Raw genomic sequence first — 25,138 nt, forward strand, 5'->3', positions numbered from 1 at the left:
GCCTTTTTTTAGGGGGCTAAACGCTCCAGCATATCGACGTTTCCGGACAGCAGAGCACTTTCGGATTCGGTAATCAGATCAGTTGGCCAATCCCACCACTTCAAAGCAAGCATCCGGTCGATTGTACCGGCCTCAAACCGATACCGTCGTACCTCTGCAGGATTGCCTGTCACGATTGCATAAGGCGGTACTGTTCCGCGCACGACGGATCCTGCACCGATAATGGCGCCATCTCCGATTTTAGCGCCAGGCATGATCAAGGCACCGTATGCGATCCAAACGTCATTTCCGATCACGGTATCGCGCCTGTCAGGTTGATATTCCAACAGCTTTTCGGGATCGAAAACGGGAAAAGGATAGCATGTCGCCCCGCTCATGGCGTGATTGGCCGATGAAGTGATGAACCGGACGCCGTGGGCGAATTGACAGAATCTACCCAAGACAAGTTTTTCGCGGGAAAACGGGAATAGATAAGGGGCAAGGCGTTGCGCCCAATCCTCTGGTGCGTCGAAATCCGACGCATAGCTATATTCACCGGCTTCTATTCTGGGGTGGTCGATAGCCTGAGACAGGAAGACCGTTCCCGGGTGGTCCGAGCCGTCAGGCAATGTGATTGGGTATCGGCGCGATGCGTCAGGTAAAGGCATTAGTCATCCGGTCTTGAAAGGCTGAACAGCTCGGACGCGACCGAATAATCCCGGTAGCCAAGCCGTGCCAGTGGTTTGAAAGACGTCACATCGAATTTGCCATCCCGCATATGGTCGTCGTGCAGATGCACTCCTGTCACTTCGCCGAACACAACCCGGTTCGCCTGTCCGGGCAAGGTCACGATCTGCGTGAGCTTGCATTCCAATGCGGCTGGGGCACCTTCGACACGGGCGCAGGGGATGGTCTCGCATTCGATTGCGGTAAGGCCGGCGTGTTTGAACTCGTCGACATGTTTGGGTAGCGCGGCTGAACTGGCGTTCATTGCGTCGCGGTGGGCGTGGGCGACAACGTTCACGCAGAATACGCCTGTTGCCTCGATATTGGCGATGCTGTCCTTTCCACCGTCCTGATCGGCCTTGGTTCCGGTCGAGGCAAACATGACCTGCGGGGGTGTGTAGGCCACACCATTAAAGAACGAATAGGGCGCGAGGTTGTTGGTCCCATCCGCGCCACGGGTTGATATCCAGCCGATCGGGCGCGGGGTGATAATGGCGTTGAACGGATTGTGTGGCAGGCCGTGGCCGTCTTCTGGGCGATAGAACATAAGGTCTCCAAGCGTTTGCCCAAGGCGTAACGAAGTGCTAGGGCGAATTCCAGCTAGGAAAAGAGGGCAGGGTGCAGCAATTCGTGATCAGGCCGGAGGAGCCGGACGATTGGTGGGAAGTCGAGGCTTTGTACGATTTGTGCTTTGCGCCCGGGCGCGAAGCGCTGTCTTCGTATCGCCTGCGCGATGATGTTCCGCCAATGTCAGGCTTGTCACAAGTGGTGCGGGACGGGCAGGATATCCTGGCCGGTGCAATAAGATTCTGGCCCGTGCATGTTGGCGATCAGGACGCGCTGCTTTTGGGCCCTGTGGCCGTCCACCCGACCCATCAAGGTGAAGGACTGGGTGGATTTTTGATCCACGAAGGATTGCGGGCCGGGCGAACCAAGGGTTGGGACAGGGTCATGTTGGTCGGGGATGCACCCTATTATGCTCGGTTTGGATTCACCCGTCTGACCGGGGTCGAGATGCCCCCGCCAACCAACCCGGATCGGGTTCTGGGCGTAGACCTGATACCCGGCGGATGGGACGGAATAACTGGTCTGGTAACTCGCTGGAGCCGCTGAGCTATTGAAACCGCTGCGGTAAGTGCCGATGTTCTAGGGGCAGGAGGGTACTTATGCAGGACTTGGTTCTTGTCGGAAAACTCAATGCCGAAGCGGAACTGGACCGTTTGGCCGGATACTACCAATCCGCCGGAGGGCCGGGCGTCAAGTTGTTGAACAGTGTCGGTGGCTCGGCAGAGTCGTTGCTTGAACAGTTGCCGCCATCTGTGCGCGAAGCCCTAACCGGGGCGACAGAAAAGGCGCTTTGGATTGCTATGAACGCGGCTGAAGGGTCGCGTAGGGCGGTGCCCGATCAGTTGCCATGGGTCAATACGGCCCTGACGACAGCCATGGGAGCTGCAGGCGGTATCGGTGGCGTTCCGACCGCATTGATGGAGTTACCGGCAACCACGACCATGCTGCTGCGTTCAATTCAGGGCGCTGCGGCGCGCGAAGGGTTTGACCCTTCAGAGGTTGGTGTCAAATTCGACTGTGTCCGGGTATTGTCAGCCGCTGGTCCGATGTCTTTCGATGACGGCGCGGATCTGGGTTTCTTTTCGGCGCGTCTGACCCTGACAGGCCCAGCTTTGCAACAGCTGATATCTGCCGTTGCCCCGAAACTGGCGGTGGTTTTGGGGCAAAAACTGGCTGCGCAATCCGTGCCTGTGTTGGGCGCCATTGCCGGTGGCGGGACGAATTACGTCTATACCCGCTATTACCAACAGATTGCCCGCGTCCACTTTGGCCTCAGGCGGCTGTCGGTAGATGCCGATATCCCGCATGAGGTTCTGGTCCGCAAACTTGAGGCGCGGATGCAAGGGATTGAAAAATAACGCTTCATATGGCATTCTTCAGGCGCAGGTCCGATAAATAAGCGCAAAAGCGCACCGGGCAGGCGGATAAAACGTTCCCTGGAGAGGCAGCAGGACGTGATCGAGCAAAGGCAACTCAACCTGCATCAAGCGGGCACTGTACGAGTCGTACGGCAATCGGCAGCTCTGTGCTATCGTGTCCAACGCGGCACGCCAGAGGTGTTGCTTATTACGACGCGTGGTTCCGGTCGTTGGATAATACCCAAGGGGAATTTGATCGAAGGCCTCTCACCCTCCGGGACAGCCAGTCAGGAAGCCTGGGAAGAGGCGGGTGTGACCGGTACTTGCACTCCAAATGCCTTTGGGCAGTTCCTGCATTACAAGCGGCGGTACAAGAAAGGATCAGCGGTTTATCTGGTCGATGTCTATCCGCTGGTGGTCAAATCCCTGGCCGCGCGATACCCTGAATGGCAAGAGCGCAAGCGCAGGTGGTTTTCGCTGGGACATGCCGCCTCTCGGGTTAATTCGCCCGATCTTGCATCATTGTTACGCAATGTAGAGCATTTGTATCACTGATGTCCCCCTCAGGGGCTTGCCATTGCAATAGTGGTTGGTATCTATTTGGCATCCGACATTTGGACAGAACATGATTCAATATGCGTTGAAATGTAATAGCGGTCACAGCTTTGACAGTTGGTTTCAATCAGCCGCCGCTTACGACAAACTTGCCGCCGCGGGCATGGTGACATGCGCTGTGTGCGGTGATCCGCAAGTTGAAAAAGCAATCATGACCCCGCGTGTCCGCCCCGGACGTACGGTCGAATCTCGTACCACGGTCCCGGCATCTCGGGATGAGGTCGTCAACATGGCAACGCCAAGCGTTGATGTCGAGAAAGCCCTTTCCGAGCTGCGGCGCAAAGTCGAGGACAACTCGGATTACGTTGGCAAGGATTTTGCCAAAGAGGCCCGTAAGATTCATTTGGGCGACGCGCCGGAACGTGCGATCTATGGCGAGGCCAAGCCAGAAGAAGCCAGGGCATTGATCGATGACGGCGTACCTGTTGCGCCGCTGCCTTTCGTACCTTCGCGCAAGACGAACTAGCCGATGCATGTTGTTATCACCGGTGCTGGGCGGGGGATCGGAAAGGTTCTGGCGGACAGGTATCGTGCGCAAGGATGCGACGTAACGGGCACGGCTCGGGATGGCAGCGCGGAGGTGGCGCTGGATGTAACAGACCCGAAACAACATCAAGCGATGGCGGAAAAGCTGGCAATGCGCCCTGTTGATCTGCTGGTCTGCAATGCCGGTGTATATCTGGATAAATCCCAAACCATCGATGGCTACCCCGCCGAAATGTGGGCGCAGAGTTTCGCTGCCAATGTGACCGGGGTCTTTCTGACAGTTCAGGCCTTGTTGCCCAATCTGCGCGCGGCACAGGGCAAGATTGCGATTTTATCCTCGCAGATGGCCTCGCACACGCGGGCGCCTGGTGGCAGCTATATCTACCGCTCGTCCAAGGCTGCTGTTCTGAATCTGGGGCGCAATCTGGCTGTGGACCTGCGCGGCGACGGCATTTCAGTAGGCATTTACCATCCCGGCTGGGCTCAGACGGATATGGGTGGGACCGGGGCTGATATTACGGTTGATAAGGCTGTTCAGGGCCTGATCAACCGTTTCGATACTCTGTCACTTGAAAGTACTGGGTGCTTTGAAACCTATGAAGGCCAGTCGCACCCTTACTGACGGGCAAGAGCGACTTTAGGGATCTCATATACCTCACCGGGATCAACGAAAATCACCATAACATCGCCTCGGTTTTCATAGGTGATCTTAGCTGCCGAATTTGTTGAATCCGGGATGCCATCGGTGAAATAGATGTTGCGGACTTCGCCATTTCCCATCGCAACCGCAAGCGTAGAGCTGCCGTCGTCACGGCGCCGCATTTCGGCGTTGCAAGTGCGCATCGCCTCGCCTGGGCTGGTCGCACAGGGCACCTTCCCCAAGGCGTTTTGACCGTCGGTGCCGGTCAGCGAGGCGACTTGCGCCGCCGCAGGTGTGGAAAATAGGGCAAGGACAAGGGCAAGACGGTGCATTGAATACCTCGTAGTGAATTTGATGCGTCAGGCTTACACCGTCATGCGCGGTTGTAAAGCGATGCTAGGCCCGGACTGATGCGGTATTGCACTCTTGCTCTTGCGGCCCCCCTCGCATAAGACGCACGGGATCTGAATTCCAAGGCGCGGAGACATCAGCCCCCATGCCCGTACTCGTGATGAAATTCGGCGGCACATCCGTCGCAAATCTGGACCGTATCCGCCGTGCTGCAAAGCGCATCGGCGTTGAGGTGGCCAAGGGTTATGACGTGATCGTCATCGTCTCGGCCATGTCGGGCAAGACCAACGAGCTGGTGGGCTGGGTCAACGAAACCTCGCCACTGTTTGATGCGCGCGAATATGACGCCGTGGTGTCTTCGGGGGAAAACGTCACCGCCGGCCTTATGGCGCTGACATTGCAAGAGATGGACATACCAGCCCGCAGTTGGCAGGGCTGGCAGGTGCCGTTGCTGACCACCAGCGCCCACAGCCAGGCCCGGATCGAGGATATCCCGACCGACAACCTGAACCAGAAATTCGGCGAGGGTATGAAAGTGGCCGTTGTGGCGGGTTTCCAGGGTCTCAGCCCCGAAGGCCGTATCACGACACTGGGCCGTGGCGGGTCGGATACCACTGCCGTGGCCTTTGCTGCTGCATTCGGGGCCGAGCGCTGCGACATCTATACCGATGTCGACGGCGTTTACACGACCGACCCGCGCATCTGCCAAAAAGCGCGTAAGCTGGATCGGATCTCATTCGAAGAAATGCTGGAACTGGCCTCGCTTGGGGCTAAGGTGCTGCAAACCCGCTCGGTTGAGCTGGCGATGCGATATAAAGTGAAATTGCGCGTTCTCTCAAGTTTTGAAGAACAATCCGACGAGGCCGGTACGCTGGTCTGCGACGAGGAGGATATCATGGAATCCAATGTTGTGGCCGGTGTGGCCTATTCTCGTGACGAGGCCAAGATGACCGTCGTTTCCGTGGCGGACCGCCCCGGTATCGCCTCGATCATCTTCACGGCGCTTAGCGACGCGGGCGTGAATGTGGATATGATCGTTCAGAACATCTCGGACGAAGGGCGCACGGATATGACCTTTTCCTGCCCCACGGATCAGGTGGCGCGCGCCGAAAAGGCGCTGTTGGCTGTGAAAGACCGAGGAGAGCTGAACTATGCCGACCTGGTCGCAGATAATGATGTCTGCAAGGTTTCTGTGGTCGGGATTGGAATGCGTTCGCAATCGGGTGTTGCGGCAAAAATGTTCAAGATACTCTCGGATGAGGGTATCAACATCAAGGTCATTACAACCTCTGAGATAAAAATTTCCGTCTTGGTGGACAGGAAATACATGGAACTTGCGGTTCAGGCACTGCATGATGCCTTTGAATTGGACAAGGCGGCCTGAGCAATTCAGCCAAGGTTCACGCCTTAAACCTTAGACTGGTTGGGCTATGGCAGACGGCACTGAAACAGAATCCCGTAAGCTGCTGGTGCGGCTGCGTGAAGAGATGGCGAGCGAAGCTGCGGGTCAGGAACGTCTTGACCGGATCACTCACCTGATCGCAGACAGTATCCGGGCCGAGGTCTGCTCGATCTATCTGTTCCGCGACGAAGAAACCCTGGAACTTTGTGCGACCGAAGGCCTGTCGCCCGAGGCTGTTCATAAGACCCGTATGCGCATGGGCGAAGGACTGGTGGGGCGCGTCGCGAAATCCGGCAAAATCGTGAATACACCCGATGCGCCGTCAGCCAAGGGCTTTCGCTATATGCCGGAAACGGGCGAGGAGCGTTTCTCGTCTTTTCTGGGTGTGCCGATTCAGCGGCTGGGTGAAAAGCTTGGCGTTCTGGTTGTTCAGTCCCGCAACGCGCGCGAATATTCTGCGGATGAAGTTTATGCGCTGGAAGTGGTTGCAATGGTTCTGGCCGAAATGGCTGAACTGGGAGCATTCGTTGGCGAGGGCGCGGCCCTGTCGCCACGCCACCAGCAACCGGTTCAGTTTACAGGCGGCCCTGCACAAGAGGGCTCGGCCGAAGGCCATGTCTGGCTGCACGAACCGCGCGTTGTTGTTACCAACCCGATTGCCGATGACCCGCACCGCGAACAGGAGCGTCTGACCGAGGCGGTCGAAGAATTGCGCGTCGGTGTCGACAAGATGCTCGAGATATCCAAGAACGGCGACAAGGAACAGCTTCAGGTTCTGGAAGCCTATCGCATGTTCGCCAACTCCAAGGGCTGGATGCGCCGAATGGAAGAGGACATTGCACTTGGGCTTAGCGCCGAAGCTGCGGTGGAAAAGGAACAATCCCAGGCGCGCGCGCGCATGAGCCAAGTCTCCGACCCCTATCTGCGCGAGCGATTGGCGGATTTGGACGATCTCAGCAACCGTCTGCTGCGCATTTTGACCGGGCAGGGGCAGACAAACAGTGCCGACCTGCCACCGGACCCAATCCTGGTTGCCCGGAATATCGGTCCAGGTGACCTGCTGGAATATGGCCGGTCCTTGAAAGGCATCGTGCTCGAAGAGGGCTCGGTCGGAAGCCATGCCACCATTGTTGCCCGTGCTTTGGCCATACCACTGGTGGTCCATGTTGGGCGCATTACGACCGAGGCCCTGAACGGAGACCATATTCTGGTTGATGGCGATCAGGGCACTGTGCAGCTCAGACCAGAAGATACCGTGGTCAGCGCGTTCCGTGATAAGGTCGCGATGCAGGCCAAGGCGCAGAAACGCTATGCCTCGATCCGCGAAACGCCAACGGTGACGCGGGATGGAGAGCGGATCAATCTGGTGATGAACGCGGGTCTGATGGCGGACCTGCCTTCGCTGAACAATTCCGGTGCCGAAGGCGTGGGCCTGTTTCGTACCGAGCTGCAGTTCCTGATCCGGAATAAGATGCCCAAGCGTTCCGAGCTTGTGACGCAATATCAGCGGGTTCTGGATGCGGCCGATAAAAAGCGCGTGGTATTTCGCACGCTGGATATCGGGTCCGACAAAGTTCTGCCCTACATGAAACATATCGAGGAGCCGAACCCGGCCTTAGGCTGGCGCGCAATTCGGGTTGGCCTGGATAAGCGCGGCGTGATGCGGATGCAGCTGCAGGCTCTGATCCGGGCCGCCAATGGTCGTCCGTTGACAGTCATGTTCCCATTCGTGGCACAAGCCGAAGAGTATTATGAAGCGCGATGGGAAGTGAATAAGACCATCGACCGCGAGAAACGTCTGGGCCATGCCCTGCCTGAAAGTATTGAAGTCGGAGCGATGTTGGAAACACCCTCACTCGCTTTTGCACCGCAGAAGTTTTTTGACGAAGTCGATTTCATTTCAATTGGTGGCAATGATCTGAAACAGTTCTTCTTTGCTGCCGACCGTGAAAACGAGTTGGTCCGCCGCCGCTATGACTCGCTGAATGTCAGTTTCCTGACTTTTATCGAACGGATCGTAGAACGCTGCAACATCTCGGATACGCCGCTCAGCTTCTGCGGTGAAGACGCAGGACGCCCGGTCGAGGCGCTGTGTCTGGCCGCGATGGGAATCCGGACGTTGTCGATGCGCCCGGCGTCGATTGGGCCGGTCAAAAGCGTATTGTTGCGGGCAGATCTGCAAGCAGTGCGCAAGATCATATCGGACGCTCGTCATCGCGGAGAGCAATCCGTGCGACCAGCTGTGATGGAATGGTTACGCAGCCAGGGGTAGTGCGTCAAATCCACCCTTGCTTTCTTTACTCGCTTTGCCTAAGGAAATGGGGAATGTTAGCGATAACATTTCCAATTCACCGGCGCTGTCAGCTTTAAGTGCTATTGTGGTTCAGCAGAGGATTGAAGGAGCCCGACGATGGTTTCACGCGTAATTCCCGTTAACCCGTTCGATCTGGTGCTGTTTGGCGCGACCGGTGATCTGGCGCAGCGAAAAATCCTGCCGGGTTTGTGTCATCGTTTCGAAGTCGGCCAGATGCCAGACGAAGCCCGGATTATCGGGTCTGCCCGATCCGCCATTGATAGCGACGCGTTTCGGGATCAGATACGCGCCTCGATGAAAGAGTTCGCGCCGGAATTCAAAAAAGACGTTCTGGACCGCTTTCTGTCACGCGTGGAATATGTACAGGTTGATGCCTTGGGTGATGCGGGCTGGGACAATCTGGCCAAGTCATTGCGCCCAGACGTTGTGCGAGCGTTTTACCTTTCTGTCGGCCCAAGCTTGTTCTCGGGCATTGCGAAACGGCTGAACGATCACGATCTTGCAACGCCTGACAGTCGTATCGTTGTGGAAAAGCCGTTTGGTCATGATCTGGCCTCGGCCAAGGCGCTGAACGAAGGGCTGCGCGCCTGTTTCGAAGAACATCAGATCTATAGGATCGACCACTATTTGGGCAAAGAGACCGTGCAGAACCTGATGGCCCTGCGCTTTGCCAATTCCCTGTTCGAGCCGTTGTGGAACGCAACACATGTCGACCACGTCCAGATCACCGTGGCTGAAACCGTCGGCGTCGAGGGGCGTGGGGCCTATTACGATCAGTCGGGTGCAATGCGGGATATGATCCAGAACCACTTGGTACAGCTGCTGTGCCTGACAGCGATGGAGCCGCCGTCCAAGTTCTCTCCCAACGCGGTTCGCGATGAAAAGGTCAAAGTGATCGAGGCGCTTGAGCCGGTGATGCCTGCGGATATCGCCCGCGGTCAATACCGCACGGGCGAGGGCGGTGACGGGTATCTGGACCATGTCGGCAACCCTGCAAGCCGGACAGAAAGCTATATTGCGCTAAAGGTTCATTTGGGTAACTGGCGTTGGGCTGGGGTGCCTTTTTATCTGCGCACCGGAAAACGTTTGCGTGCGCGCGAGTCGGAAATCGCCGTCTACTTCAAGGATCCTCCACACACTATCTTCCCCAATGTAGGGCCATTGCATGGAAATGTGCTGGTGATCCGTCTGCAACCGGACGAAGGGATCACCCTGCGCACCACCATCAAAGATCCCGGTCCGGGCGGATTCCGGCTGTCGGATGTGTCGCTGGATATGAGTTTTGCCGAGGCGCTGGGCGCAGATGCGCGGGCTCAGGACGCTTATGAACGGCTGGTGATGGATGTGATCCGCGGTGACCAGACCCTGTTCATGCGTGGCGACGAGGCCGAAGCCGCCTGGGCTTGGGTTGACCCTATTATTCAGGGTTGGGAAAACCGGGGCGACCGGCCATCGAAATATGATCAGGGCAGTTCCGGGCCCGAAGAAGCTCTGATGCTGATGCATCGCGACGGGCGCCGCTGGCGTCAGATCGGAGGTTAGACATGGTTAATTCAGTTATCACCGACGTCACGCAACGGATTATAGCGCGCAGCGCCGATTTGCGCGGCCCGCATCTTGAGCGGATGGAACAGGCCCGGTCCAAAGGCCCGGCGCGGGCGCATCTGTCCTGCAGCGGTCAGGCCCACGCCTATGCCGGCGCAGGCGATGACCAACAATCGATGGCCACTGGTACGGCGGGCAATCTGGGCATCGTCACCGCCTATAACGACATGCTGTCAGCCCATCAGCCGTTCGAGCGCTATCCCGGCCTGATCCGCGATGCGATCCGCACCGCAGGTGGAACCGCGCAAGTGGCAGGTGGCGTACCGGCAATGTGTGACGGCGTCACGCAGGGCGAGGCGGGGATGGAACTGTCGCTGTTCTCGCGCGATGTGATCGCATTGGCTACAGGCGTGGCGCTGAGCCACAACACTTATGACGCCGCCGTGTTTCTGGGGGTCTGCGACAAGATCGTGCCCGGCCTTGTGATCGGCGCGCAGGCGTTCGGCCATCTGCCAGCTGTATTTCTGCCCGCAGGCCCGATGACCAGCGGTTTGCCAAATGACGAAAAGGCCAAGATCCGCCAGAAATTCGCCGCCGGAGAGATCACCCGCGCCGAGCTCATGGCCGCCGAGATGGCCGCCTATCATGGCCCCGGCACCTGCACCTTTTATGGCACCGCTAATACCAACCAGATGCTGATGGAGTTCATGGGCCTGCACCTTCCGGGATCCAGCTTTGTCAATCCAAACACACCGCTGCGCGATGCGCTGACTGAAGAAGGTGCGCGCCGTGCTCTGTCGCTCAGTGCGCTGGGCAACAACTATGCGCCGGTCTGCCAGATACTTGACGAACGTGCCTTTGTGAACGGCATCGTTGGTCTGATGGCCACTGGCGGGTCGACAAACCTGCTGATCCACCTGATCGCGATGGCGCGCGCGGGCGGTATCGTGCTGGATTGGCAGGATTTTTCCGAAATCTCCGCCGTGGTGCCACTGGTCGCGCGAGTCTATCCCAACGGACTGGCCGATGTGAACCATTTCCACGCCGCGGGCGGGCTGGGCTATTGCATTGGCACGCTGCTCGAAGACGGGTTGCTGCACCCCGACACGCTGACCGTCGCGGGGCAGGGGTTGCACAATTATACCAAAGAACCCAAGCTGAAAGACGGCGACCTGACCTGGGAGGACGGCGCAGGCCAAAGCCTGAATGACAAGATATTGCGCCCCGCCAAAGACCCGTTCCAACCTACAGGAGGTCTCTCGCGGCTCAGCGGCAATCTGGGTACCGGAGTGATGAAGGTTTCGGCGGTTGCCCCCGAGCATCAGGTGGTCGAGGCCCCGGTGCGGGTGTTCCAAACTCAGGATGCGGTCAAGGCGGCGTTCAAAGCCGGAGAGTTCACGGATGACGTCATCGTCGTTGTGCGCTTTCAGGGACCCAAAGCGAATGGCATGCCCGAATTGCATTCATTGACGCCGATGCTGTCGATCCTTCAGGGCCGGGGGCAAAAGGTGGCGCTGGTGACCGATGGCCGTATGTCCGGCGCCTCCGGCAAGGTTCCCGCTGCCATTCATATTTGCCCCGAGGCTCTGGATGGCGGTGCGATCGCCTATTTGCAGGATGGCGACATTCTGCGCGTGGATGCCATAAACGGCGCGCTCGAAATCCTCACCCCAGGTGTGCTAGATCGCACTCCGGCCACGGCTGACCTTTCTGCCAACCAACATGGTGTCGGGCGCGATCTGTTCGGCGCGTTTCGCAACGCTGTCGGCACCGCGGATACCGGCGCCAGCATCTTCGGAGTGTAAGACCTATGTCCAAAACACAACGCACCCGTGAAATCTGTGCCCTTGCCCCGATTGTCCCGGTTCTTGTAATTGACGACGCCGCCAGCGCACGACCTCTGGCCGAAGCTCTGGTCGCGGGCGGTCTTCCTGCGCTCGAAGTCACCTTGCGCACCCCGGCTGCGCTCGATGCGATCCGGGCGATGGCGCAGGTTCCCGGTGGCGTCGTCGGGGCGGGTACATTGATCACGCCTGATGACGTGCGCGCCGCGAAAGAGGCTGGCGCGCAGTTTGGCGTCTCGCCCGGTGCCACTGACGCCCTGATCGCCGCATGCGAAGCCCAAGACCTGCCCCTGCTGCCCGGCGCCGCAACCGCCACCGAGGCGATGGCCCTGCTGGAAAAAGGCTATGACATGCTGAAGTTCTTCCCGGCCGAGGCCTCGGGCGGGGCGCCTGCGCTCAAGGCTATCGGCGCGCCCTTGCCGCAAATCACCTTCTGCCCAACGGGCGGTGTATCGCCTTCAAATGCCCGAGATTACCTGTCTTTGTCCAACGTGATCTGTGCGGGTGGCAGCTGGGTAGCACCCAAACAGATGGTCGCAGAAGGCAACTGGTCCGGGATCGAAACGCTTGCCCGGGATGCCGCCAAGCTGATGGATTGACGCCGAAATTGGCCACGTTAGGGTAGGGCCAATTCAAACAGGTTGATCCCATGACACATCCAATCTCCCTCGCGCGTGGGCGCGAGTATCTGGCTATTCCAGGCCCCTCGGTCATGCCTGACGCAGTGCTGCAGGCGATGCACCGACCGTCACCTAATATCTACGACGGCGAATTGATCGAGATGATGCCCGATCTGATCCGCGATCTGCGTCGCGTTGCCCGCACGGCCCATAACGTGGCCATCTACATTGCCAACGGCCATGGCACGTGGGAGGCGGCACTGTCGAACACCATCGCGCCAGGTGAGACAGTGCTTGCACCCGCATCGGGGCGGTTTACCCATGGATGGGCCGAAATGGCCGAAGGGATCGGCGCCAAGGTGGATGTGATTGATTTCGGAACCAGCACGGTCTGGGATTTCGATCGCATTGCCGAGGTGCTACGTGCTGATTCGTCGCATGATATCAAGGCTATACTTGCAGTTCACGTGGATACCTCGAGCTCAATTCGCAACAACCTCCCGGCGCTGCGCGCGTTGTTGGATGATTTGGGTCACCCGGGGCTGGTGATGGCGGACTGCATCGCCTCGCTGGGATGTGAGCAATTCGAGATGGATGCCTGGGGTGTCGACGTGACTGTTACCGCCTGTCAAAAAGGGCTGATGACCCCACCGGGCATGGGGTTTGTATTCTTCAACGACAAGGCGCAGGCAAAACGGGCAGCAATGCCGCGTGTTTCCCGGTATTGGGACTGGCAACCACGAGCCAATCCCGAGCTATTCTACCAATACTTCGATGGTACCGCACCGACCCATCATCTCTATGGGCTGCGGGCCGCGCTCGACCTGATCCACGCGGAAGGGATTGAAAATGTCTGGGCGCGCCATCAACGCCTCGCTCAGGCAATTTGGACCGCCTGCGAAATCTGGGCACAGGGCGGTGCGCTGTCGTTGAACGTAGCTGACCGCGCCGACCGAAGTCATGCGGTCACCGCGCTGCGCCTGAGTGGAGGGCTCGGAACACCATTGCGATCCTATACCGAACAATCGCTGGGCCTGACTTTGGGAATAGGCCTCGGGATGGAAGATTGGGACGGCTGTTTTCGCCTGGGCCATATGGGACACATCAATGCACAGATGGTCATGGCGATGCTTGGCGGCGTGGAAACTGCCATGGCCGCCCTTGATATTCCGCGCGGCACGGGTGCGTTAGAAGCCGCCGCCACCGCGCTTGTGACCTGAGACCAGCCCCCGATCTCAGTGCTAATCTGTATCTTCATCTGACTCAAAATACTTTCGGGGGGAATCGCGCAAACGGCGCGATGGGGGCAGACAGCCCCCCCGTCCCGATGGCCATAAGCGAGAGCTTCAGACGTTCAGCGCCCGGGCGTCAGCAAGCGCTTTTGGCAAAGAGGCGGCAAAAGCCCCTAGATTGGAGGCATCGCCGCAGCTCACTCGAATGCACCTGTTCTGAGGCGCGGCAAAGGGCATCCGAACGAAAACCCCCTGCGCCACCAGCGACTCCAGAACAGCCTTGGCAAACACCCCATCCTGACCGCAATCAATGGCCACGAAATTGGTGGCTGAGGGTAAAGGGTGCAGCCCGTTCTCCAACGCTATCGCGTTGATCCTCTCGCGCGCATCTGAGATGCGGGCACGGATTTGTAACAGCCAAACTTCATCCTGCAGCGCAGCCAACGCGCCTGCTTGTGCAGCCTTGTTCATACCGAAATGGTTGCGCACCTTGTTGAACGCCGAGATCAGGCCTGGCGCCCCAATGGCATAGCCGACACGCGCGCCGGCCATTCCGTACACTTTGGAAAACGTGCGCATCCGGATCACACGCGGGTCATCTGCGGCAACCGGCGCTGCAGTCCCGTCGGGGGCGCATTCCACATATGCCTCGTCCAGAACCAGCAAACAGCCATCGGGCAGCGCATCCAATACAGCCACGATATCAGTGCCCGAATGCCAGCTGCCCATAGGGTTGTCAGGATTGGCCAGATAGACCAGCTTAGCCTCGACCTCTGCGGCCTTGGTAAAGAGTGCCTGAGGGTCTTCGTGATCGTCGCGATAAGGAACCGTGTGTATCACCCCGCCAAACCCGGCGACGTGATAGTTGAAGGTCGGATAGGCCCCGTCCGAGGTCACAACCGTATCTCCTTGCCCAACCAGCAGGCGCACCAGATAGCCCAGCAACCCATCAATGCCTTCGCCAACCACGATATTTTCGGGTGAGACGGAGTGGTACTCAGCCAGGGCGTGGCGCAGGTTGTGGTTTTCTGGATCAGCATACATCCAGATATCGCCAGTTGCCTGCCGCATGGCCTCAATAGCGCGCGGCGAAGGGCCAAAGACATTCTCATTCGCACCCAGACGGGCCACAAATGGTGCACCGCGCTGTCGTTCCTGTGTTTCAGGGCCGACAAAAGGCACAGAAGCAGGAAGAGATTGGGCAAGCGGGGTATAGCGTGGATTGGTCATGCAGACAGATAAACGCAAGGTCATCCGACAGGCAACCTTGCTTTGCCTGCACAGTGCCCACAGTCTGGCATCAACAAAAACAAAGGAGTGTCCATGCGCATCGCGATTGGTTTGGCTTTAGTGGGGCTTGCCTATTTGATATTTTGGCCTGTTGGCGTGGACCCAGTGGCCTGGGAGCCGCCCGAAGCTCCGGGCTTTACCGGCGTGTTTGCCGAGAACAACGCTTTGGACAGCCTCGAACTGATCTCTTTGCCGGATGGGGAGGAAGGCCCGGAAGACATCGCGATCATGCCGGATGGCACGATCTACACGACATCCATGTCCGGCGCGCTTTATCGGATCGACGGCGACAGCCCGGTCAAGATCGACGACCTGGGTGGGCGCCCTTTGGGTCTGCAAGCTGGGCCGGACGGCGCGCTATATATCGCAGATAGCTACCGGGGGCTGATGCGCTGGACCGGGCCCGGCACGCTGGTATCCCTTGTGTCCGAGATTGGCGGGTCTCCGGTGGTCTATGCCAATCAGTTGGACGTGGCTCCGGACGGTACGGTCTATTTCTCGAACTCGTCTGATCGGTTCGATCCCGAAACCATGGGCGGTACCAAAGCCACCTCGGTCCTGACCATCTGGGAGCAGTCGGATACGGGATACGTGGCCCGCTATTCCCCTGATGGCACAACAAAAAAGGTGGCCGAGGGCTTTGTCTATACCAATGGTGTAGCGCTTTCCCCGCAGACGGATTTTCTGCTGATCGCCGAAACTGGCCGTGCGCGGGTGCACAAGCTCTGGCTAACTGGGCCGAGTGCTGGGCAGCGCGAGGTGTTGATGGAAAACCTGCCGGGATACCCCGATAACCTAACGGCGCAGGGCGACGGCACTTATTGGATGGCCTTCGCCAGCCCGCGGGTGCCGAGTGAAGCTTTGATGCCCTATCCCTTTTTGCGCAAGGTGATTTGGCGGCTGGGTCCTTTGGTGCGACCGGCCCCGATTCATCGCGGCATGATCGTCCAATTCGACGGGGATGGCACAATCCTGCAAACCTTGCAGGACCCCGGCGGGCGGCTGGGCATCACCACGGCGGGTCAGGTCGTTGGTGACCTGTTCTATGTCATGACGCTGGATTCGCCGTGGTATGGCCGAATGCCCGTCGCTGATTTGCCCTGACGTCGTGGTGGCACTGTCCTCATCTTGCTGGCATGGTTGACGCAACACTGATTTCCGGAGGGACCAATGTCTCGCGTTTCCATCGAATACAAAGACCATATCGCCCATGTCACGCTAACCCGTGGCGACAAGATGAACGCGCTGGACGAAGCCATGATCAAGGCGATCCTGTCTGCCGGGCAAGAGGTGGCGGTTTCCGACGCCCGCGCCGTGGTGCTGTCGGGTGAGGGTAAAAGCTTCTGCGCCGGTCTCGACATGGCCAGTTTCGCCAGCATGGCCCACAAGGACCCAACCGAATGGCTGATGAACCGCAGCCATGACGACGCCAACGAAATGCAGGAGCTTGCCTTGATCTGGCGCCGTGTCCCCGTTCCAGTCATCTGTGCCATTCAGGGTGTGGCCTATGGTGGTGGTCTGCAAATCGCACTGGGCGCGGATATCCGCATTGCCCACCCCGAGGCGAAATTGGCGGTGATGGAGATGAAATGGGGTATCATTCCCGACATGGGCGGCATGGTTCTGCTGCCCGAGCTTGTGCGCTCGGACGTGCTGCGCTTGCTGACGTATACTGCACGTCCAATAGGCGCGCCGCAGGCGGCTGATTGGGGGCTGGTCACGAAACTCTCGGACGATCCTCTGACCGAGGCGCTGGCTCTGGCTGAAGACATCGCAGGCCAAAGCCCTTCAGCCATCCGTGCCGCCAAGCGCCTGATCGACGTGGCCGAAACCCGTACGCGAGCCGACGTTCTGCTGGCCGAATCTGCCGAACAGGTGGAGCTGATCGGCAAACCCGATCAGATGGAGGTTGTCATGGCGCAGATGCAGGGCCGTAAGCCCAAGTTCAAGTAGTCACCACATGAATCCCGATGGGCATCGCGGACCTGCGTGTCAGGCAGTGGGGTGTAGGCTTTGCGCATCTGATCCAGCGTTACTTGAAACGAATTCTCTGGGTTGGACTTAGGTCTGTGCTTTCTTGATCCGGCGTTCCACCAGAGTTCCCAATGATCCAAATTTAAGCCGGTTTTGCTTTGGCTGTGGCCTCTGGGCAAAGCGGCTATCGCAGCCGGTTAGTCACCAGATAGGCAATGCCACCAGCCAGCAAACCCCAGACCGCGGCCCCCAGCCCGAAGACTGTGATACCGGACGCAGTGATAGCAAAAGTCAGGATCGCCGCCTCACGCTCGGCCACAACCTCCAGCGCAGCGTGGATCGCATTTGCCAGCACGCCGATCAGTGCGACCCCGGCCAGCGTCCCCATCAGCAACGGATCGGCATGGGCGGCAAATCCGGTGATGGCCACGGCAAAAATACCAAACAGGCAATAGAATACGCCACCCATGATGGCCGACCAATAGCGCAGCGCAGGATCGGGATGACTATCCTGATTTGAACACATCGCGGCAGTGATGGCGGCAAGGCAGGTGGCGGGGGCTCCGAACGGGGCGGACAGCAGGCTGGCCCCTCCGACGGCCGAGAACAATTTGCCCGGCACGGGCGCAAAGCCAAAGCTGCGCATCACCGCGATGCCGGGGATGTTCTGTGTCGCCATAGTGACGATGAACAGCGGCATTCCGATCCCTATGGCCGAGGCCAGCGAGAATGTAGGCATGGCCCAGATCGGTGCCGCAACCAGACGCTCGGGCATGATCGTTGTATCCCCGGCGTTCAGGATGACTACAACGGCTGCTGCGATCACTGCCGCGGGAACCGCAAAAAGCCGGTTGAACCGCCCCGCGATGAACCATGTCAGGATTACGGGTAGCGCCTGCGACGGAATCTCGACGGCCGCTTTGAACGGGAGGATACATAGCGGCATCAGAACCCCGGCAAGCATTGCCTGCGCTAACGTGGTCGGGATTGCAGCTGCCAACCTTCCCAGCGGCTTCCACAACCCAGCCACAATAGTCAAAGCGCCAGCGCACAGGAACGCACCGATAGCTCCTGAGAATCCCTCGACAGGTGTAGCGGATACAGCCAACAGCGCGACACCCGGCGTGGACCAGGCGACACTGATCGGCAACTTGTAGCGCAAGCTCAGCACGATGGCGGCCAGCCCCATGGCGATGGCGGCGGTCATCAGGCCCGATGCGGCCTCCTCCGGTGACGCACCCATCGCATCCAGCCCCTGCAGTACAATGGGGAATGAGCTGAAAAAGCCGACGATGGCCACAACCAATCCGGTTGAGATGGTCTGCATTGGTGGAAATGCGCGTGTCATCCTGCCCTCAGCGTTATCAACCCGCACTTGCTAGCAATCGTAAGCGGAGGTGAACAGGGCGAAATCCGGGCCGGGGAACGAAAACCCCGCCAACGCGGGCGTGGCGGGGTCTGGTATCTAGAACGGCTTGGAGTAGACGAAGATCAGGCGATTTCGGCCAGACGTGCTAGCGCCTCGTTCAGTTTCACCTCTTCCTCTTCACGGGCGGCGAGGTTGGCTTTGGCTTCGGCAACAACCTCTTCCGGGGCCGAGGCCACAAATTTCGGATTGTTCAGACGACCGCGCAAACCACCCAGTTCCTTGGCAAGTTTGCCCTTTGCCTTTTCCAGTCGTTCCTTTTCGGCGCCGATATCGATGATATCTGCCAGCGGCAAACCGAACGTCGCACCCGGCGCGGCAATCGAGATCGTTCCCTTGGGAAATGCATCCACTTTGGTCAGGCTGTCGATCCGCGCCAGCCGCTTGATCAGCGCCTCGTTACGGTCCCATGCAGCTTGGCCATGCGCGTCAATCTCTGTCACCAGCATCGGTACATAAAGGCCCGCCGGAACCCGCATCTGCGCACGAGCTGAGCGCGTGTTCTCGATCACCGAGATCACCCAGTTCATTTCGCGGTCCGCCTCTGGGTCGACCAGTTCGGTGCCGTAAGTCGGCCAGTCGGCGTGCACGACCATCTTGGCGCGCGTGCCTGTCAGGCCCCACAGTTCCTCGGTAACGAAGGGCATGATTGGGTGCAGCAAGACCATGCACTGGTCCAGAACCCAGCGCATGGTGGCGCGGGTCTCGGCCTGTGCCTCGGCGTCGTCACCCTGCAGCAGGGGTTTGGACAGTTCCACATACCAGTCGCAGACCTTACCCCAGACAAAGGCGTAAAGCCCGTTCGCCGCATCGTTGAAGCGATAGCTTTCCAACGCCGCGTCGACCTCTTCCCGCACGCGGGCAGTTTCGCCTATGATCCAACGGTTTACGGCGGCCTTGGGTTTCAGATCGGCGACGTCTTGTTGCGGTACGGCGTCGGTGAAGACCTCGTTCATCTCGGCAAAGCGAACAGCGTTCCAAAGTTTTGTACCAAAGTTGCGATAGCCGGTGATGCGTTCGCGAGACAGTTTCAACACGCCGCCAATCGCCGCCATCGAGGCATTGGTAAAGCGCAGCGCGTCGGCGCCGAATTCGTCCACGATCTCCAGCGGGTCGATGACGTTGCCGGTGGTCTTGGACATCTTCTTGCCCTTCTCGTCGCGGACGAGCTGGTGCAGGTAGACGGTGTGGAACGGGATCTGATCGACCACCGCCAGTTGCATCATCATCATCCGGGCGACCCAGAAGAACAGGATGTCAAAGCCGGTGATCAGAACGTCCGTGGGGAAGTAGCGTTCCAGCTCCTCGGTCTGCTCGGGCCAGCCCAGCGTGCCGATGGGCCAGAGGCCGGAGGAAAACCAGGTGTCGAGAACGTCGGGGTCACGCCAAACCGGATAAACCAGCTTCGTCGGGTCTTGTTCAACTGCATACTGAGCAAGGCTTTCGGCGAATTGATGGATCGCTTCTTGCTTATCGGCAACTTCGATTACAGTTGCGTGGCTTAGCGGGCTGGGAATGTTTGCATTATCGTCCAGGAATTTTTCAGTCACTGCCTCCAGACTCGACGCGCATTCCATGACATTGCCACGATGCAACATACCACCTTCGTTCAGCAAACGACCCAATTCGACCAGATCAAGGTTGCCGTCGTTTTCGTCATCTTTGAAGTTTTCGGCCGACAGGTCGAGACCATACCAAACCGGAATCTGATGCCCCCACCACAACTGGCGCGAGATGCACCAGGGCTCGATGTTTTCCAGCCAGTGGTAATAGGTCTTCTCGCCCGATTCCGGGATGATCTTGACCGTGCCGTCCTTGACCGCGTCCAGCGCGGGGCCGACGACTTTTTCGGCATCCACGAACCACTGGTCGGTGAACATCGGCTCGATCACAACTTTCGAGCGGTCGCCAAAGGGCTGCATGATCGGTTTGCTCTCGACCAGCGGGACGAGTGCAGCCGGGTCGTCGTCCTCACCCAGCTTTGTGCCCAGAACCGGATTGTCGGCGCGGGTCATTACGGCCAGGCCGTCGGCGGCGATCTCTTCGACCACCTTAGCGCGCGCTTCGAACCGGTCCAGTCCCCGCAGGTGATCGGGGATCAGGTTGATTGCGTCGATCTCATTCTCGGTGAACTCCTTGCCGCGCGCGTATTCCTGCGCCTTGCCGGCCTCTTCGGCATAGGGCGCGCCATCGGCTCGCATTGCGCCACGCGTGTCCATCAGACGGTACATCGGAATACCGCCACGCTTGGCGACCATGTTGTCGTTGAAATCATGCGCGCCGGTGATCTTCACCGCGCCCGAGCCGAAATCGGGATCGGGATAGTCATCAGTAATGATCGGAATCTGGCGACGATGCTCTTTCGGTCCAACGGGAATTTCACAGAGTTTGCCGATGATTGGCGCGTAGCGCTCATCTGACGGATGAACCGCAACCGCGCCATCGCCCAGCATGGTTTCAGGCCTTGTCGTGGCGATTGAGATATAGTCGCGCTGTTCCTCAAGCACGATATTCCCGTCCTCATCCTTTTCGACATACGTATAGGTCTCACCACCCGCCAGCGGGTACTTGAAGTGCCACATATGGCCCGCGACTTCGATATTCTCGACCTCAAGATCCGAGATTGCGGTCTCAAAATGCGGGTCCCAGTTGACCAGACGCTTGCCGCGATAGATCAGGCCCTTTTCGTACATTTCTACGAAGACCTTGATGACGGCATCGTGGAAATTTGCAGAATTCTCATGCCCTGTGCGCGGGTCACCCGGTGCACCTGCCATGGTAAACGCGTTGCGCGACCAATCGCAGCTGGCGCCAAGACGCTTGAGCTGTTCAATGATCGTGCCGCCGTATTCACCCTTCCATTCCCAGACTTTCTCGAGGAACTTCTCGCGCCCGAGTTCACGCCGCCCTTCGTTGCCCTGCGCCGCCAGCATCTTTTCAACCTGCATCTGCGTGGCGATGCCTGCGTGGTCCTGACCGGGTTGCCAAAGCGTGTCGAAGCCGCGCATCCGGTGCCAGCGGGTCAGGATATCCTGCAGCGTGTTATTGAACGCGTGTCCCACATGCAGCGCCCCCGTCACGTTGGGCGGCGGGATCATGATGGTAAAGCTTTCATCGCGCGATCTGTTCGCGCCCGCCTTGAAGGCTCCGACCTGTTCCCAAGCCTCGTAAATGCGGGCCTCGGCCTCGGCCGCGTTGAATGTCTTTTCCATCGCCATTGGATGCGTCCTGCGTCAACAAATTCGGGTTAGCGCTTGCAATATCGAAAGGATAGCAAAAGGGAAAGGGCCAAGCGCCGGGGCTATGGACAATGATGCATCGCAGCCTAATGTCGCCTAGAGGCACAGACAGGAGTGCGCGGTGGAAAAGTTTGGCAAAAGCCAGCCCGTCAAACGGACCGAGGACCAGCGGTTTCTGACCGGGCAGGGGCATTTTATGGACGATGTCCTACCGCACGGGGCTTTGCATGCGGTATTCGTGCGATCCCAGGTGGCGCATGGGGTGATTGGGGCGCTGGTTCTGGATGACGCGCGCGCGGCCGAAGGGGTGCGGCTGATCATGACGCTGGACGACCTGAAGGCCGCCGGGATCGACACGTGTATGAATGCGGCCATCCTGAATAACCGAGACGGTTCGAAAGCCGTTGCGCCGGACCGGCATATGCTGGCCGCGGATCGCATACGGTTTGTCGGAGAACCCGTCGCTGTAGTCATTGCCGACACCGCCTTACAGGCCCGCGATGCGGCCGAGCTGATCTGGGTCGAAACCTCAGACTTGCCCGTAAAACTGGACGTGTGTGCGGGCGGAGAAACGCTGCACGCGGAAACTCCGGATAATCGGGCATTTGACTGGGCGCTGGGCGATGAGGCGGCAACTATTGCTGCGTTTCAGCAGGCGGCTCATACCGTTGCACTGAATGTGGAAGACAATCGAGTGATCATCACGTCGATTGAACCGCGGGGCTGTCAGGCGCATTGGGTTGATGGGCGGTTGCACTTTTCCTATGGCGGGCAGGGGGTTTGGGCCATGCGTGGTCAGCTGGCGCAAAAGTTGCGACTCAACCCCGAAGATATCCGCGTCACGACCCCGGATGTCGGTGGCGGGTTCGGCATGAAGGTCATGCCCTATCCCGAATATTTCTGCGTGGCCGTTGCTGCGATGAAGTTGGGTCAGCCTGTTCACTGGATGTCTGACCGGTCCGAGGCGATGTTGTCCGATCACCATGGCCGCGATCTGTCGTCGCTGGCCGAGCTGGCCTTTGACAGCGATCACCGGATCACCGCCTATCGGGTGCACAGCAAGGTAAATCTCGGGGCCTATAACAGCCATTTCGGCCAGGCGATACAAACCAATCTTTTCAGCAAAGTGTTGATGGGCGCCTATGATGTACAAACCACCTATCTGCGGGTCGAGGGGTTCTTTACCAATACAACGCAGGTTGACGCCTATCGCGGCGCAGGGCGACCCGAGGCCATATATGTCCTTGAACGCGCTATCGACCGCGCGGCCCGAGAACTGGGCGTGGATCCCTGGGAGTTGAGGCGCAAGAATTTCATCCGGCCTGAGGCATTTCCTTACAAGACCGCGACCGGCGAAACGTATGATGTCGGCGATTTCGACATGGTTCTGTCCCAAAGCCAAAGACAGTCCAGCGGATTTGCCGCCCGCAAGATCGCCGATGCTGAACGCGGTTTGTTCCGGGGGCAGGGGAATTGTTACTATATCGAAAGTATTTTGGGCGACCCTTCCGAGAACGCAAAGATCGAGTTCGTTGAGGATGGCACCTTGAAACTTTTTGTCGGAACCCAATCCAACGGGCAGGGGCACGAAACGGTCTATGCTCAGTTCCTGTCTGACCAAACCGGGGTTCCCCTGGATTGCATCACCGTAGTTCAAGGTGACAGCGACCAGCTTCCGAATGGTGGGGGAACCGGGGGATCGCGATCAGTTACGGTGCAAAGTACAGCGACGCTTGCCACGATCGACGTCATGGTTGCCGCATTCACGCCCTATCTCGCAGATAAGATGGGGGTGGAGGAAAGCGACGTGCGCTTTGATTTTGAAACCTTCCGCGCGCCGGGATCAAACCTGACGCCCACTTTGACCGAGGCCGCGGATATGGCCCGTGCCGACGGGCGCGTTGATTTGTTGCAGCATCAGGCAAGCATCACGCTGGACGACCGTAGCTATCCCAACGGGGCACATGTTGCCGAAATCGTGATTGACCCTTGTACCGGCGAAACATGGGTAGACCGCTATACTGTGGTCGATGATTTCGGTAATCTTATCAATCCGATGCTGGCCGAGGGGCAAGTTCATGGTGGTGTCGCACAAGGCATCGGTCAGGCGCTGTCCGAACATGTTGTCCATGATGCGCAGGGGCAACTGCTCACGGCATCGTTGATGGATTACGCCTTGCCCCGCGCAGCCGAGATACCCATGATTAAGTTTACCTCGGCGCCGGTACCGTCAACCTCTAACCCTTTGGGAATGAAAGGATGCGGAGAGGCCGGCACCGTGGGCGCGCTGGCTGCAGTGGCAAATGCGGTTCAGGATGCGCTCTGGGATCACGGGGTGCGGCAGGCCGATATGCCTTTTACGCCGCACAAAGTATGGGAACTGCTGAACGATGCAACTGTCGCGGCTGAGTAGAAAGGTACTGGGGTGGCTTGGACGGCCGCTGCGTTCCGAGCATTCGGCCGAAACGCGCCATCGTGAACCTGTCAGCCATGTCATCATTCTAGACGGCACCATGTCGACGCTTGAGCCCGGATATGAAACTCATGCGGGGCAGGCGCTGCGGCTGTGCTGCGAGATGGGAAGCAAGGTATCCGTCTTCTATGAGGCCGGCGTGCAATGGGAAAGCTGGAAGTCCTCGTTGGATGTGATGATGGGGCGGGGGATCAATCGCCAGATACGCCGGGCCTATGGCTATCTGGCCTCGCGGTATAAGCCCGGCGACCGTATCTATTTCATCGGCTACTCACGTGGGGCCTACGGTGTGCGCAGCCTTGCGGGTGTGATCGACATGATTGGTCTGCTCAAGGCCGAGCATGCGACCGTTAGGAATATCAAACAGGCCTACCGCCACTATGAATGCAATGCCAATGGTAGCGCCGCCGCTGCGTTTCGCCGGCAGTTCTGCCATGAAGATGTTGCAATCGAAATGATCGGCGTGTGGGATACAGTAAAAGCACTGGGCTTGCGTCTTCCGCTGCTTTGGCGTTGGGCCGAGGATCGCCACGCCTTCCACAACCATCAGCTTGGTCCCGCTACGCGCCACGGCTACCACGCAATGGCGCTGGATGAAACGCGCGAGGTATTCGAGCCGGTCCTGTGGAAATGTACCCCCGATTTTAAAGGCCATATCGAGCAAGTCTGGTTCCGAGGCACCCATGGCGATGTGGGTGGCCAGTTGAACGGGTTTGAAGAAGCCCGCCCCCTTAGCAACATCTCGCTGGTTTGGATGCTGGACAAGGCAGAGCTGCACGGCCTGCCATTGCCGGAGGGATGGAGAGACCGCTTTGTGATCGACCCTCATGCGCGTTCGGTCGGCACATGGCGCGGTTGGGGTAAGATTTTCCTACTGCGCAAGCACCGCAAAGTAGGCCGCGACCGATCCGAGCGGCTGCATGTCTCGGTTTCGCCAAACGAACTGCCCGGTTGGGTGCCGATGTTGGATTTGCCATCGCATCCAGCGCAGTAATTCGGTTCCAGCTGCGAACAAAAACCACTGGGAACATTTACTGGTTAGTGAGACCCTAGTACT

The 25,138-nt window shown here is 58.7% G+C and carries 21 protein-coding genes; 15 read left to right on the top strand and 6 right to left on the bottom strand.

Annotation, left to right across the window (positions count from 1 at the left end; translation table 11 throughout):
* Nucleotides 1-8 precede the first annotated feature (8 nt).
* Nucleotides 9-647 (bottom strand): CatB-related O-acetyltransferase, encoded by a 639-nt coding sequence (locus AC2FIC_RS18970; protein ID WP_496692880.1) that lies wholly within the window; start codon nt 645-647, stop codon nt 9-11.
* The gene (locus AC2FIC_RS18975) at nt 647-1,252 is read right to left on the bottom strand and encodes a flavin reductase family protein (RefSeq protein ID WP_142638022.1); all 606 of its coding nucleotides are present in this window, start codon (nt 1,250-1,252) and stop codon (nt 647-649) included. The genes AC2FIC_RS18970 and AC2FIC_RS18975 overlap by 1 nt, the downstream gene beginning before the upstream one ends.
* A 71-nt stretch (nt 1,253-1,323) precedes the next feature.
* Between AC2FIC_RS18975 and AC2FIC_RS18980 the strand changes: the two genes are divergently transcribed.
* The 5 genes from AC2FIC_RS18980 (at nt 1,324) to AC2FIC_RS19000 (ending at nt 4,353) form a co-directional block, all read left to right on the top strand.
* Entirely contained in the window at nt 1,324-1,818 is a 495-nt protein-coding gene (locus tag AC2FIC_RS18980) for a GNAT family N-acetyltransferase (RefSeq protein WP_271950478.1), read from the top strand.
* Nucleotides 1,819-1,871: 53 nt separating this feature from the next.
* Complete coding sequence (locus tag AC2FIC_RS18985; protein ID WP_496692879.1) at nt 1,872-2,630, top strand: EcsC family protein; 759 nt, start codon at nt 1,872-1,874, stop codon at nt 2,628-2,630.
* Between the two features lie 96 nt (nt 2,631-2,726).
* Nucleotides 2,727-3,185, top strand: a complete 459-nt coding sequence (locus AC2FIC_RS18990) for an NUDIX hydrolase (protein ID WP_496692878.1) — start codon at nt 2,727-2,729, stop codon at nt 3,183-3,185.
* Nucleotides 3,186-3,255: 70 nt separating this feature from the next.
* A complete protein-coding gene (locus AC2FIC_RS18995) occupies nt 3,256-3,711 on the top strand; it encodes a DUF1178 family protein (protein WP_271950473.1) in 456 nt (151 codons plus the stop codon).
* Nucleotides 3,712-3,714: 3 nt separating this feature from the next.
* Nucleotides 3,715-4,353 carry an SDR family NAD(P)-dependent oxidoreductase gene (locus AC2FIC_RS19000; RefSeq protein WP_496692877.1) on the top strand — a complete coding sequence of 213 codons (639 nt, stop codon included), beginning with the start codon at nt 3,715-3,717 and terminating at the stop codon, nt 4,351-4,353.
* Here the strand turns inward: AC2FIC_RS19000 and AC2FIC_RS19005 are convergent.
* Nucleotides 4,347-4,703, bottom strand: a complete 357-nt coding sequence (locus AC2FIC_RS19005) for a hypothetical protein (protein WP_142638033.1) — start codon at nt 4,701-4,703, stop codon at nt 4,347-4,349. The two genes, AC2FIC_RS19000 and AC2FIC_RS19005, sit on opposite strands and share 7 nt — an antisense overlap.
* Before the next feature lie 164 nt (nt 4,704-4,867).
* Here AC2FIC_RS19005 and AC2FIC_RS19010 point away from each other — a divergent pair, with 164 nt between their 5' ends.
* The 6 genes from AC2FIC_RS19010 to AC2FIC_RS19035 all read left to right on the top strand — a co-directional run bounded on the left by AC2FIC_RS19010 (nt 4,868) and on the right by AC2FIC_RS19035 (nt 13,667).
* Entirely contained in the window at nt 4,868-6,106 is a 1,239-nt protein-coding gene (locus AC2FIC_RS19010; RefSeq protein WP_496692876.1) for an aspartate kinase, read from the top strand.
* Nucleotides 6,107-6,152: 46 nt separating this feature from the next.
* Nucleotides 6,153-8,396, top strand: coding sequence for a phosphoenolpyruvate--protein phosphotransferase (gene ptsP / locus AC2FIC_RS19015; RefSeq protein ID WP_496692875.1), 2,244 nt, complete (start codon nt 6,153-6,155; stop codon nt 8,394-8,396).
* Nucleotides 8,397-8,534: 138 nt separating this feature from the next.
* Nucleotides 8,535-9,980, top strand: coding sequence for a glucose-6-phosphate dehydrogenase (zwf, locus tag AC2FIC_RS19020; RefSeq protein WP_142638040.1), 1,446 nt, complete (start codon nt 8,535-8,537; stop codon nt 9,978-9,980).
* A 2-nt stretch (nt 9,981-9,982) separates the two neighbouring features.
* Nucleotides 9,983-11,788, top strand: a complete 1,806-nt coding sequence (gene edd, locus AC2FIC_RS19025) for a phosphogluconate dehydratase (RefSeq protein ID WP_496692874.1) — start codon at nt 9,983-9,985, stop codon at nt 11,786-11,788.
* Between the two features lie 5 nt (nt 11,789-11,793).
* Nucleotides 11,794-12,426 (top strand): bifunctional 4-hydroxy-2-oxoglutarate aldolase/2-dehydro-3-deoxy-phosphogluconate aldolase, encoded by a 633-nt coding sequence (locus AC2FIC_RS19030; protein WP_142638043.1) that lies wholly within the window; start codon nt 11,794-11,796, stop codon nt 12,424-12,426.
* 50 nt (nt 12,427-12,476) lie between these two features.
* A complete protein-coding gene (locus AC2FIC_RS19035) occupies nt 12,477-13,667 on the top strand; it encodes a pyridoxal-phosphate-dependent aminotransferase family protein (protein WP_496692873.1) in 1,191 nt (396 codons plus the stop codon).
* Nucleotides 13,668-13,793: 126 nt separating this feature from the next.
* Here the strand turns inward: AC2FIC_RS19035 and AC2FIC_RS19040 are convergent, their stop codons facing one another.
* Complete coding sequence (locus tag AC2FIC_RS19040; protein WP_496692872.1) at nt 13,794-14,909, bottom strand: pyridoxal phosphate-dependent aminotransferase; 1,116 nt, start codon at nt 14,907-14,909, stop codon at nt 13,794-13,796.
* Nucleotides 14,910-15,002: 93 nt separating this feature from the next.
* Here AC2FIC_RS19040 and AC2FIC_RS19045 point away from each other — a divergent pair, with 93 nt between their 5' ends.
* Both AC2FIC_RS19045 and AC2FIC_RS19050 read left to right on the top strand, forming a co-directional pair.
* A complete protein-coding gene (locus AC2FIC_RS19045) occupies nt 15,003-16,073 on the top strand; it encodes an SMP-30/gluconolactonase/LRE family protein (protein WP_496692871.1) in 1,071 nt (356 codons plus the stop codon).
* 66 nt (nt 16,074-16,139) lie between these two features.
* Nucleotides 16,140-16,922 carry a crotonase/enoyl-CoA hydratase family protein gene (locus tag AC2FIC_RS19050; RefSeq protein ID WP_496692870.1) on the top strand — a complete coding sequence of 261 codons (783 nt, stop codon included), beginning with the start codon at nt 16,140-16,142 and terminating at the stop codon, nt 16,920-16,922.
* A 205-nt stretch (nt 16,923-17,127) separates the two neighbouring features.
* On the opposite strand, the gene AC2FIC_RS19055 is transcribed toward AC2FIC_RS19050, so the two are convergent.
* Nucleotides 17,128-18,291: a benzoate/H(+) symporter BenE family transporter gene (locus tag AC2FIC_RS19055; protein WP_496692869.1), complete on the bottom strand. Its 1,164-nt coding sequence runs from the start codon at nt 18,289-18,291 to the stop codon at nt 17,128-17,130.
* Nucleotides 18,292-18,434: 143 nt separating this feature from the next.
* Nucleotides 18,435-21,587 (bottom strand): valine--tRNA ligase, encoded by a 3,153-nt coding sequence (locus tag AC2FIC_RS19060; RefSeq protein WP_496692868.1) that lies wholly within the window; start codon nt 21,585-21,587, stop codon nt 18,435-18,437.
* 142 nt (nt 21,588-21,729) lie between these two features.
* Here AC2FIC_RS19060 and AC2FIC_RS19065 point away from each other — a divergent pair, with 142 nt between their 5' ends.
* Together AC2FIC_RS19065 and AC2FIC_RS19070 are read left to right on the top strand one after the other, a co-directional pair.
* Nucleotides 21,730-24,021 carry a xanthine dehydrogenase family protein molybdopterin-binding subunit gene (locus AC2FIC_RS19065; RefSeq protein WP_496692867.1) on the top strand — a complete coding sequence of 764 codons (2,292 nt, stop codon included), beginning with the start codon at nt 21,730-21,732 and terminating at the stop codon, nt 24,019-24,021.
* On the top strand, nt 23,999-25,075 hold the full coding sequence (locus tag AC2FIC_RS19070; protein WP_142638056.1) for a T6SS phospholipase effector Tle1-like catalytic domain-containing protein: 1,077 nt from the start codon (nt 23,999-24,001) through the stop codon (nt 25,073-25,075). The genes AC2FIC_RS19065 and AC2FIC_RS19070 overlap by 23 nt, the downstream gene beginning before the upstream one ends.
* Nucleotides 25,076-25,138 lie beyond the last annotated feature (63 nt).

The sequence above is a fragment of the Ruegeria sp. CDSC079 genome (assembly GCF_059610505.1).